The sequence below is a fragment of the Arthrobacter sp. SAFR-023 genome (genome assembly GCF_051965295.1).
GTDB lineage: Bacteria > Actinomycetota > Actinomycetes > Actinomycetales > Micrococcaceae > Arthrobacter.
In genome coordinates this window covers 22,481-32,989 of record NZ_JBQCMF010000028.1, presented here as the reverse complement: position 1 = coordinate 32,989, position 10,509 = coordinate 22,481, and the positions used below count along the sequence as shown (strand labels likewise).

Genomic DNA, 10,509 nt, shown 5'->3' with positions numbered 1-10,509 from the left:
CAACACCTCAGGCCGACCAAAACGTCCCACAACACCACCAATCACTCAGGTGTTGCAACGACCCCTAGAACCTGCCGCCAACGCGTCCTCACTTTCCCAAGGAAAGTGAGGACGCGTTGGCCTAAAGGCGGCAGGATCTGATGGAGCGTCGGGGAAAACCCGACAGGATGTGAGGAAGCGTGGGGTACAGAGGGAGGCGGAGCCTAGGAGCGGAACACCTGGATCACGGCCGGGCGGGGAGCCCGGACCTGGCCAGGGCGGGGATCCGCGCCGGCGGCAACGTAGTCCGGGAAGTACGAGTTCGGCGCCTCGAAGGTACCCTCCTCGCCCGGGTGCTGCACGGACACGAAGACGCTGCGCTCGGTGTCGTGGACGATCGGTCCGCAGGTTTCGGCGTCGCGGGGCACGGCGAGGAACTGCTCCACGCGGCCGCGCTCGGGGCCATCGAGGGTGACCTTGAACAGACCGTCAGCCTTGCCGATGCCGGAGGGGGCGCCGTCGGTGGAGATCCAGAGGTTGCCCACGGAGTCGAAGGCCAGGTTGTCCGGGCAGGAAATCGGCGAGACCTGGTCAGCCGGGAAACCGGAGAAGTAGGTGACGTCGCCGGTGGAGGGATCGCCGCAGACCATCAGCAGGTTCCACGTGAACTTCCTGGAGGTCTGGTCGCCGGTCTCCGTGATTTCGACGATGTGGCCGTCTCGGTTCTCGTTGCGCGGGTTGACCTCGGTGGCGCCTTCCTTGCCCGGCTTGCCGCGGTCCGAGTTGTTGGTGCAGGCCACGTAGACCTTGCCGGTGTGCAGGCTCGGCTGGACGTCCTCGCAGCGGTCCATCTTGGTGGGGCCCACCTTGTCCGCCGCCAGCCGCGTGTACACGAGGACTTCCTCGACGGACATGCCAGCCACCATGGACTTGCCGCCGACCACCAGGGGCAGCCATTCGCCGGTGCCGTCGAAGGATCCGTCCGCCGGAACGGAGCCCTTGCCGTCGATCTCGGCGGCCGGGGCGCTGCCCGCGAACTTCGCAACGTACAGGTCGCCCTCGGAGAGGAGTGTCATGTTGTGCTTGCGGTCGCCCTCGCGGTACTTGGCCTTGGAGACGAACTTGTAGAGGTAGTCGAAGCGCTCGTCGTCGCCGGAGTAGGCAACCACGTGGCCGGACTTGGCCACGATCACGTTGGCACCCTCGTGCTTGAAGCGGCCCAGCGAGGAGTGCTTCTTCGGAGTGGACGTGGGGTCGAACGGGTCCACCTCCACGATCCAGCCGAAGCGGTTGGTTTCGTTTTCGTAGCCGGCGTTGTTGGCGTTGAAACGCGGGTCGTCCAGCTCCCACTGCCGCGCCGTGGCCTTGTTGGTGAGGCCGTAGCGCTTGTCCGAGGCGGACGTGCCCGGAGCGACGAAGTAACCGTTGAAATTTTCCTCGCCCGAAAGAATCGTGCCCCACGGGGTGGTTCCGCCGGAGCAGTTGCCCAGCGTGCCGTTGATCCAGCGGCCCGCGGGGTCGGCCACGGTCTTGACCAGGTCCGAGCCGGCGACGGGCCCGGTCAGCTCGTAGCGGGTGCTGTTCAGGTACCGGCGGTTCAGCGGGGCGCCCTGGACGTAGCTCCACGGCTTGTTCTTGTTCTTGCGCTCCAGCTCGACGACGGTCAGGCCGTGGGCCGCCGCACCGACCGCACGCATCTGCTCGGCGGGCATGCTGGCCGGGAACATGATGTTCTCGTTCGTGTATTCGTGGTTCGCGAACAGCAGCGCACGGCGGCCCTTGCTTCCAGGGATCTCGAGGATGTCCGAGTAGTCGTTGTTGTAGCCGAACTGGCGCTCCTGTGCTGCTGCGGTCTGGTTGCCCAGCTCGAACGCCGGGGCATCCTTGAAGATCGGGTCACCCCAGCGGATCACCGGCTGCCAGGCGAATCCTGCCGGCACCGTCACCGCATCAACCTCGGACGCAATGGAAGGGATGGCGGTGAACTGCAGCTTGGACGCGCCCGGGCCAAAACCGTTCTTCGCGGCGGCGGAAAGTCCCGTCCCGCCGTCGGCGACGGCCTTCTCGGGGGACGTCGCGGCACCGCCAAGTACGACGGCGAGGGCACCGGCGGCGCCAAAGCCCAGGGCGGCGCGGCGGGACAGCGTGGTGGAAGCAATGTCGCGGAAGTAGCTGTTGGAGCTCGTGTTGCAGACGTCGCCCGCGCAGGCGTTGTCGCACTTGAGCGCGCAGGTGACAGGGCTGCGTTTGCCTTTGGTGTGACCGAGCATGGGCAGCAGTGTGAACTTGCGTCCGGAGATTTCAGACATGGGAGAGAGACCTTCCGAGGGTTTAGATGCGGCACCGCCACCCTGCCAGCGAAAGCCAACCGGAAGCCGACACTCAGATGAAGATCCGGTGAACTCGACGCGCAGGTGAGGACGCGTCGGGGGAAAACCCGCAGGAGGTGAGGACGCGTCGCGGGAAAACCCGCAGCAGGTTAGGACGCGTCGCGGGAAAACCCGCAGGAGGTTAGGACGCGTCGCGGGAAAACCCGCAGCAGGTGAGGACGCGTCGCGGGAAAACCCGCAGGAGGTGAGGACGCGTCGGTCAAAACCCGCAGGAGGTGAGGACGCGTCGGTCAAAAACCTGCAGGAAGTGAGGGAGCGTCTGTTGCCGGGAGTGCAGCGTACGCACGGCCGAGCCGGGCGAGCCACCAGTCCCGGCGCTCTGGCGGGGCTGCGTACTGCTCAAGCAGCCCCTCGTCGGCGACCGCATCGCGCAAGGTGATGGCGCCGTCGTCGGCCACCAAGCTCGCAGTGGAAACGTCCGCTGCGAGCAGCGACACCGTTCCCAACCCGCACGCAAACGGCAGTTCCGGCAGTGCGGCAGCGAGCGCGAGCCCGGCCCGGATCCCCACAGACGTATCCAGGGCGGAACTCACGACGGCGGGCATCCGCGCCTGCGCCACCAGCTCCAGTGCGCGCCGGACTCCCCCAAGCGGCGCCACCTTCACCACGAGGAGATCGGCCGCACCGGCACGGGCCACCTTGAGGGGATCGTCTTCCTTGCGGACGCTTTCGTCGGCCGCGATCAGGACAGGCACGCCCGCCGCGCGGAGCCGCCGCCGCACCTCCGCCAGGCCCTCAATCTCCGGCACGGGCTGCTCAGCGTATTCGAGACCGACGTCGGACAGCCGGGTCAGCGCCTCCACCGCCGCCGGAACGTCCCAGCCGCCGTTGGCGTCCACGCGGACAGCAGCGTCCGGAAGGGCCGCGCGGACAGCAGCGACGCGGGCTGCGTCGTCGTCGAGCGTCTGGCCGCGTTCTGCCACCTTGACCTTGACGGCGTCCACGCGGCCGAACCGGGCCAGTATTTCCGGTACGGCGCCTGCGGAGACGGCGGGCACGGTGGCGTTGACGGGGATGCTGGTCCGCAGGGGCTCCGGGAAACCGTGCCAGCCGGCCTCGATGGCGGCGGCAAGCCAACGGGAGGCCTCGGCGTCGCCGTACTCGGGGAACGCGCCGAACTCGCCCCACCCCTTTGGACCGCGGAGGAGCAGCGTTTCGCGTTCCAGGATCCCGCGGAACTTCACGCGCATGGGCAGAACCACCACGCGGGCGCTGTGCAGCAGTTCCTCGAGGGGCGGGTGCGGGAGAGGCATGGATTCACTGTACCGGCGCGCCCGCCACCTTCAGGGAGTCATGCCGAGGGGATCGGTTCCTGTTCGTGCTCGACGGCGGCCGGAAGCTTGGTGCCCCCCACTCCGAAGCGCGCGATCACCATAGTCCCCCGTCCGGGAGCGGACATCAACTGGAGCGTGCCGCCGGCCTCGCCGATGGTGTCCTTCATGATACGTAGGCCGAAGTGTCCTTCCGGCGACCCCTGGCTCTGGTCGAAGCCGCAGCCGTCGTCCTGGATGCGGATCTCCGAACGGTGGCCGTCCTGATGGAGGTGGAGTTCAGCCTTGGTCGCCCTGGAATGTTTGGCGGTGTTGGCCAAGGCCTCACGGGCTACCCTGTAGAACAGTGCCGCGCGGTCCCGGTCCAGCTCACACTTCTCCGGCAGGTCTAGCTCCAGGCTGATCCCCCGTTCCTCGAGCGGATCGCCGAGTCGGGCAAGCGCTCCGGAGAGGCCGAGGCGGTTCAGGTCCGGCGGGTACAGCTCGCTGGTCATGGCCCGCAGGCTGCGGACGTTGTCCTGCAGGATCCGCCGGGCGTCGGAGAACAGCGCACGCTGCCCCACCGGGCTGTGCAGTTCCTCGGACTCCATCACGTAGGACAGGCCTGAGAGCTCCTGGATCACCTCGTCGTGCAGGTCCCGGGCAATGCGCTGGCGCTCGAGCTCGGAGGCTTCGATGGCCCGGCGCAGCAGCCGGCTCCGGCCGGCTTCGTAGGCCTGGATCCTGCGTGCGAGCCGGACTGCCGGGAAGAGCTGCGCCAGCTGCAGGACGGCAAGTGAGAGCAGGAACGGCGGGGCCATGCCGAACAGAACGGCAGCCTGCTCCTGTCGGACGCCGTCGTCGTCGTAATAGGTCTCAAACACCAGTTTCTGCCCGTCGGGGGCGGTGACGGGCACGTAGACCTCCACGAGTTCACCGTTTTCGACGTTGGGCGTGTTGACCTCGTCCTTCTGCATTTCGAGGTTGGCGGGGACGTCCCCGCCGTCCAGAATTTCCTGTGCCTCGTGCGGCAGGTCGAAGGTCTTGCCGATCAGTTTCGGATCGTCCGAGTAGATGATACGCCCGTCCTTGTCCCAGAGCCTGATCTCAAAGACGGACCGCCTCTCCATCCAGGGGCGGAGGCGCTCGTCGAGCCGCTCAACGGCGGTGGGGTCGCCGGACAGGACTTCTTTGTCCAGCAGCGGCCCCACCACGTTGTTGGCAAGGTGGTCGGTGGCCTCCTTGGAGTTTTCCAGCGCGTGGCGTTCCGCCTCGGACCAGATCCAGAAGGCCACCGGGGTGGTGACCACCACCAGGGCAACCAGCCCCATCAGCAGGAAGCGCCGGACGGCCTTGAAAACTTCGGAATTGTGGTAGGCCGGCGATTCAAACGGGCGGAACAAGGCAGGTTTACGGAGCGATGGCCTAGCCATTTGACGGCTGCTCGAGCATGCCGCGCCGTGACGCTTCCATGACCGATTCGAGCTGCGAGTGGGTTCCGAGCTTGGCGAAGATCGCCTTCACGTAGCCGCGGCAGGTGTTGAGGGAAATGTCCAGCTTGCTGGCCACTTCCTTTGACCCGTGGCCACCGGCCATCAGCCGGAGCACGTCCAGTTCCCGGGGCGTCAGGACGGGTCCGCCGGGCTCCACTTCGCGGACCGCCGGGGCCGGAGCAGGGGTGGACATGCCCAGCTGGGCCACCAGCGAGGGGTGCACCACCATGTTGCCGGCCCGCGCATAGCGGAGGGTGTCCAGCAGGGTGGAGAGCGATCCGCCCTTCGGCAGGAAGGCGCAGATGCCCATGGAAGCGGCCGTCCGCAGCGCTTCCGGCGTCGGGTCGCCGGTGAGCATGACGATCCGGGTGTTCGGGGCGTCAGCCAGGATGCGGGCAGCGGCGGTAAGGCCATCGCCGTCGGGCAGGTGGAAGTCCATGATCACGACGTCGGGCTTGAGGGCGATGCTCTGCTCCACCCCGCTCTTGGCGGTGGTGGCCGAAGCGACGCTCCGCAGGTCCGGCTCGCGGTCGAGGGCCGCCGTCAGCAGTTCGGTGAACGTGCTGTGGTCGTCGATGGTCAGGATGCTGATTTCCCGGGTGACCTGGGAAGTTGCCGGGGCCTGGGCGCCCGAATCTGTGAGGTCCATGTCATCCTCGCTGGCGGCTGTTGCCTGGAGCAGCCGGGCGTGCGCTTCGCGAAGCGGGCGTCCGGGGAGGCAGCCGATCTCCTGGTCCATGACCCGGCGACAGCGCCCGTAGGCCCGCAGTGCTTCCATGTACTGCCCGGATTCTTCCAGACCCAGGATCAAGGCGGTCCAGGCACGCTCGTTGATGGGATCGTCCACGAGCAGTTCGCTGGCGAGGGCCACTGCGCGCTCCGGGTGTCCGACGGCGACGGCTGCTTCCGCTGCCCGTGCCTTGATGCTCGCAACGCGGGCTGAGTGGAGAGAACGTTCTTCCTCTGCCCAGCCGGCCAGCAACTCATCGCTGAGCAGTGGCACGGAGGCGATGCCGAGGGCCTTCTCGAGCAGCCGGAAGGATTCCTCCGGTGAGGCGTGGCCCGCCTGCTTCAGAAGCTCATCGAACCGATCGAGGTCAAGGTCAACCATGGTGCGGTCGATCATGTAGCCGCCGGTGACCGTGCGGAGGGCTCCGCCCTTGCCGCTTCCGGGCTGAAGGTGGCGGCGCAGGACGCTGACGTAGCTTTCCAAAGTGGACAGTGCCTCTGACGGCGGCTGGCCATTCCACAAAACTTCAATCAGGTGGTTCTTGGAGACCGGGGTCCCCAGCTTGAGCAACAGGATTTCAAGGACCTGGCGCGGCTTTGGCCCGCCAAGCTCGTGGGATCCGATCTCCACGCCGCCGCGACGGACACGAAGCGGTCCCAGGATGTTGATGGACAACTTCGTCGTTGTTCCACCGGTGTCTTCCATTGAGTTCGGAAGGTACTCGTCGTCGTTGACTCTCCGGGACCAACGAGTATCTTCTGCAACAGTTTGTACCATTTTGTGCACCTACTATCCCCATGAACCGCATTCCCCATGAATGGCTTGGATTCATACTTGTCACTCGGGCAAGTATGGGCACGAGTAGCGAGTACTCGAGTTTCGGCTCGGCCACTACTTGGTCGCGTTCCCATCAGGGGGGCCACCACCAGGTTGGGGCGGCCTACGGCTCCCCTGGAACCTCTTAGCGAAAATGCAGCGCCAGTGCAGACACCAAGTTTTTCCCAAGAATCCGGGGCTAGATTCGTAATACCGCAGTAACAGCGGTGCTATTGCGATCCTCCTCCCCGGAGGACCGCCGAATCAGCGTGAAATGGGTGATCCAATGAGACAGACCATGGCCGGCCCGGGTACAACCAAGTATTCCGAGTACTCGGCGATGAGCGTCTTTGCCGGCGACCCCCGATTTCAAAAAAAATTTGCTTGGCTGGCCCTGGCTTGCGACGTGTTACGTACATCACACGTCAGATTCGGCCGGGTGGTCCCATGAACACGGCCGGCGCACTGCGCGCGGAAGTACATTCCGTCCGCTTCCGGCTGCTGGCCACGCTGCTCGTCTTCATGGCCGTGGGCCTGTTTGTCGCCGGCGCCGCCACCCATGCGGCCCAGCTGAACAGCCTCAATGACCGAGTCAATGCCGAGCTCCAGTTGCCGCGCAAGAACCTGGACGCGCTGGCCAAGCGCGGCCAGCCCAATTCCGGCGCACCTTATGCCTCCCTGGACAGCCTGTTTACAACTTATCTGCGTAGCGGGGCTCCCGGGGGCTACGAGTCGGTGATGACCGTGGTCCGCGGCCGCAGCGTCATCCTGCCCTTCGGCGAGCAGCCCACCGAGCTCAACACGGCCGCTATTACCGACAACATGTGGGACTGGAGTGTGCCCCGTCAGACCGTGATGCGGGACATCGACCTCGACGGCCGGCAGGTTCGCCTGGCCATTACTTCGGTGTCCCTGCCGGGCGGGCGCCCGGACCAGGGCCTCCTCATTGCCTCGAGCGAGATCGGCGCCCAGCGCGCGGAGGTTTTTGGTTCAATGTGGACCTTCGCCCTGGCGTCCACCGCAACGCTCGCAATGACCGGCCTGGTCGGGTACCTGGTCACCGGGCGGCTGTTGCGCCCCGTTCGGCGGCTCCGCGAGGCCACCGAGGCCACAACATTTGAGGACCTGTCCAAGCGGGTGGAAGTGCCGGACAGCACCGACGACATCGCTCAGCTGGCCATGAACTTCAACCGAATGCTCGAACGGCTGGAGTCCGGATCGGAGGGCCAGCGCCGCTTCGTCCACGACGCCAGCCACGAACTGCGCACGCCCATGACAATCATCCGCGGCTACCTGGAGCTGCTCCGCAGCGGGGACCCCGACGACGTGGACCAGACCCGCGAGCTGCTCCTAGATGAGCTTGACCGGATGCAGGTGCTGGTGGATGACCTGCTGCTGCTTGCCCGCAGCGGACGGCCCGACTTCGTGACGCCCAGCTGGGTTGAGGCGGATGACCTCCTGGAGGACGTCCTGAACCGCGTCCGGGTCCTCGGCGAGCGCAAGTGGCGGCTGGAGGCCAGGCCCGGCGGCCTGATCCGCGCTGACCGCCGCCGGCTCACCCAGGCGCTGGAGCAGCTCGCCGCCAACGCAGTCAACCACACCTCCGAGTCAGACCGGATATCCGTTGGCGGCGCCTGGGTAGAGGACGACGGCGGTGCTCCCCAGGGCGGGCGGGCAGGAGTTGTGCGGGAGCTGGCAGCGCGGCACTCCGCATCCAGGGAGCTGGAAATCTGGGTCTCGGACACCGGCACCGGGATTCCCGCGGACGAGCATGAGCGCATATTCGAGCGCTTCGGCAAGGGCCGCAACTCGGCGGCCATGGAGGGCTCGGGCCTGGGCCTTTCCATCGTCAAAGCCATCGCCGAGGCACACGGCGGCAGGGTGCTCCTGGAGTCGGAGGAGGGCAAAGGCAGCCGCTTCACCCTCCGGATACCATCCGGCGGCACAGATGAGGGCGATGAAACCGATGGCTCCATTGCGGCGGACACCGGCGGCGACACCGAGGGCTTCGACGCCAAGGAGGATGTGCGGACCAAGAAACGGCGCGGCGGCGAGCAACCGAACCTGACCGGACCGGCGTCGGGCATTGAATGGGCCATCCGGACGGGAGGTACGCCTTGACGCGGATCCTGATCGCCGACGACGAACCCCGCATTGCCGCCTTCCTCGCCAAAGGCCTCACAGCGGCCGGCTACACAACCACCCAGGTCTCCGACGGGGTGAAGGCGCTGGATTACGCGACGTCCGGGGAGTTCGACCTCCTCATCCTGGACATCACCATGCCGAGGATGGACGGCCTTACCGTCCTCAAGAACCTCAGGGACATGCACTCAACGATTCCGGTGATCGTGCTGACGGCGGCAGACAGCCTCGAGAGCACTGTGGCGGCGCTCGACGGCGGTGCGGATGACCACATGACCAAGCCCTTCCGGTTCGAAGAACTGCTCTCCCGCATCAAGCTCCGGCTCCGCGGCGCGCAGGCGGTTGCTTACGCCCCGACGTTCGTCTGCGGCGACCTGTCCCTCGACGTGAACCTCCGCACGGCAGAGATCCGCGGCCGCGTGATCGACCTGTCCGCGAGGGAGTTCGTCATGGCCCGGACATTCATGGAGAACGCCGGCAAGGTACTCAGCCGCGAGCAGCTTCTGAGCAGGGTATGGGGCTACCACTTCGAGGGGTCGTCCAACGTGGTGGACGTCTACGTACGGTACCTGCGGCACAAGCTGGGCGCGGACCGCATCCAAACTGTCCGGGGCGTGGGCTACCGCCTCGTGTGCCTTGGCGCTGATGGCGTGAATGGCCCTGGCGGTCCGGTTCAAAAACCTTAACGTCGCTAAGCCCACCCGGCGATGAGAAGACTCTCATCTGCCTCTCATCCCTGCCTCACCTTCACGCTTCAAAGTGAAAGCACGAAGGAGGTGTGCCGGCCAATGAAGAAGTGGTCGTTGCTGAGCATTCCGCTGGTTGGTTTCGCCGGAATAACTGTCTGGGCGCAGGCTGTTGCCGGGGCTCCAACCGGCCAGGAGCCGGGCGTGATTGTTAGCGAAGAGGCACCCAGCCACTCGGTCGAAAAGCTCGAGGGATCCACAGGAAATCGGCGGTTGTCGCCAGCCACCGACCCCACTGCCTCGCCCAAGACCACCTCACCGGCGCCTAAATCGGCTCCGCTGAACGATGCTTCTTCCTCTCCGCTCTCGACGCAAGCAGCCGAACCGTCCCCGACGGCACCGGCATCCGATGACCCTTCCTCCGATTCCAGCGACGAGTCCGGCGACGAGTCCGGCGTCGAGTTCGTGCAACCGGCCCAGGTCACTTCCCCGGCACCGACGCCCATCGACGATTCAACGTCCTCGAGCCAGCTCGAAGACCAAGGCGGTCTCTCCAGCAACGACGGCAGGAGTGGCAGCAGCAATGGCTAGGCGTACCCGGAGGCAATCCGCAGAAGCAGTTTCTCCCCGCAAGAAGGAGCCAGTGATGCAGACGGAATTCCGCGACCTGTATGAACCCATCCCGCCGGAACGGTGGGGGGCAACAGTCGACGCTGCCACTGGCGAACCGACGACTGTGACGGTGGACGACTCCGAACTCCATCAACAGGTCCTGGATATTATCCACAACGTGCTCGCCACGGCCGATCCGCGATCGGAGGTCCGGCGCCGGCTCCTGCGGCATCTGGCAGAGAACCCCGGGCATCCCGAACAGGCGTTGCTGGACCACCTGCGGGACCGGAACCGGCGCGGCGGACGTCCCGCACGCGGCGGCCGGGCTGCAACAGTGGATCCGCGCGCCTAGCAGGAGAACAACGCAGCACCGCTGCCCCACAGACCGGGTACCCGCCGCGGCAAGGGTAC

At 66.2% G+C, this 10,509-nt stretch carries 8 protein-coding genes; 4 read left to right on the top strand and 4 right to left on the bottom strand.

The window, feature by feature from the left end; genetic code table 11:
* Window positions 1–203 precede the first annotated feature (203 nt).
* The 4 genes from ACTHQX_RS20990 to ACTHQX_RS20975 all read right to left on the bottom strand — a co-directional run bounded on the left by ACTHQX_RS20990 (window position 204) and on the right by ACTHQX_RS20975 (window position 6,619).
* Complete coding sequence (locus ACTHQX_RS20990; RefSeq protein WP_440159189.1) at window positions 204–2,288, bottom strand: PhoX family protein; 2,085 nt, start codon at window positions 2,286–2,288, stop codon at window positions 204–206.
* Window positions 2,289–2,599: 311 nt separating this feature from the next.
* A complete protein-coding gene (locus ACTHQX_RS20985) occupies window positions 2,600–3,622 on the bottom strand; it encodes an o-succinylbenzoate synthase (RefSeq protein ID WP_440159188.1) in 1,023 nt (340 codons plus the stop codon).
* 38 nt (window positions 3,623–3,660) lie between these two features.
* On the bottom strand, window positions 3,661–5,052 hold the full coding sequence (locus ACTHQX_RS20980) for a sensor histidine kinase (protein ID WP_440159187.1): 1,392 nt from the start codon (window positions 5,050–5,052) through the stop codon (window positions 3,661–3,663).
* Window positions 5,045–6,619, bottom strand: a complete 1,575-nt coding sequence (locus ACTHQX_RS20975) for a BTAD domain-containing putative transcriptional regulator (RefSeq protein WP_440159186.1) — start codon at window positions 6,617–6,619, stop codon at window positions 5,045–5,047. Before ACTHQX_RS20975 ends, ACTHQX_RS20980 begins: the two co-directional genes overlap by 8 nt.
* Window positions 6,620–7,105: 486 nt before the next feature.
* Here ACTHQX_RS20975 and ACTHQX_RS20970 point away from each other — a divergent pair, with 486 nt between their 5' ends.
* From ACTHQX_RS20970 to ACTHQX_RS20955, 4 genes are all read left to right on the top strand, one after another.
* Complete coding sequence (locus ACTHQX_RS20970) at window positions 7,106–8,779, top strand: sensor histidine kinase (protein WP_440159185.1); 1,674 nt, start codon at window positions 7,106–7,108, stop codon at window positions 8,777–8,779.
* Window positions 8,776–9,486: a response regulator transcription factor gene (locus ACTHQX_RS20965; protein ID WP_440159184.1), complete on the top strand. Its 711-nt coding sequence runs from the start codon at window positions 8,776–8,778 to the stop codon at window positions 9,484–9,486. The genes ACTHQX_RS20970 and ACTHQX_RS20965 overlap by 4 nt, the downstream gene beginning before the upstream one ends.
* Window positions 9,487–9,588: 102 nt before the next feature.
* Complete coding sequence (locus ACTHQX_RS20960) at window positions 9,589–10,077, top strand: hypothetical protein (protein ID WP_440159183.1); 489 nt, start codon at window positions 9,589–9,591, stop codon at window positions 10,075–10,077.
* A 55-nt stretch (window positions 10,078–10,132) separates the two neighbouring features.
* On the top strand, window positions 10,133–10,450 hold the full coding sequence (locus ACTHQX_RS20955) for a hypothetical protein (protein WP_440159182.1): 318 nt from the start codon (window positions 10,133–10,135) through the stop codon (window positions 10,448–10,450).
* Window positions 10,451–10,509: the final 59 nt, after the last annotated feature.

Excerpts from the sequence above, each read along its gene's own strand:
- ACTHQX_RS20990 (WP_440159189.1), bottom strand. The coding sequence starts at position 2,288 with ATGTCTGAAATCTCCGGACGCAAGTTCACACTGCTGCCCATGCTCGGT.
- ACTHQX_RS20985 (WP_440159188.1), bottom strand. The coding sequence starts at position 3,622 with ATGCCTCTCCCGCACCCGCCCCTCGAGGAACTGCTGCACAGCGCCCGC.
- ACTHQX_RS20980 (WP_440159187.1), bottom strand. The coding sequence starts at position 5,052 with ATGGCTAGGCCATCGCTCCGTAAACCTGCCTTGTTCCGCCCGTTTGAA.
- ACTHQX_RS20975 (WP_440159186.1), bottom strand. The coding sequence starts at position 6,619 with ATGGTACAAACTGTTGCAGAAGATACTCGTTGGTCCCGGAGAGTCAAC.
- ACTHQX_RS20970 (WP_440159185.1), top strand. The coding sequence starts at position 7,106 with ATGAACACGGCCGGCGCACTGCGCGCGGAAGTACATTCCGTCCGCTTC.
- ACTHQX_RS20960 (WP_440159183.1), top strand. The coding sequence starts at position 9,589 with ATGAAGAAGTGGTCGTTGCTGAGCATTCCGCTGGTTGGTTTCGCCGGA.
- ACTHQX_RS20955 (WP_440159182.1), top strand. The coding sequence starts at position 10,133 with ATGCAGACGGAATTCCGCGACCTGTATGAACCCATCCCGCCGGAACGG.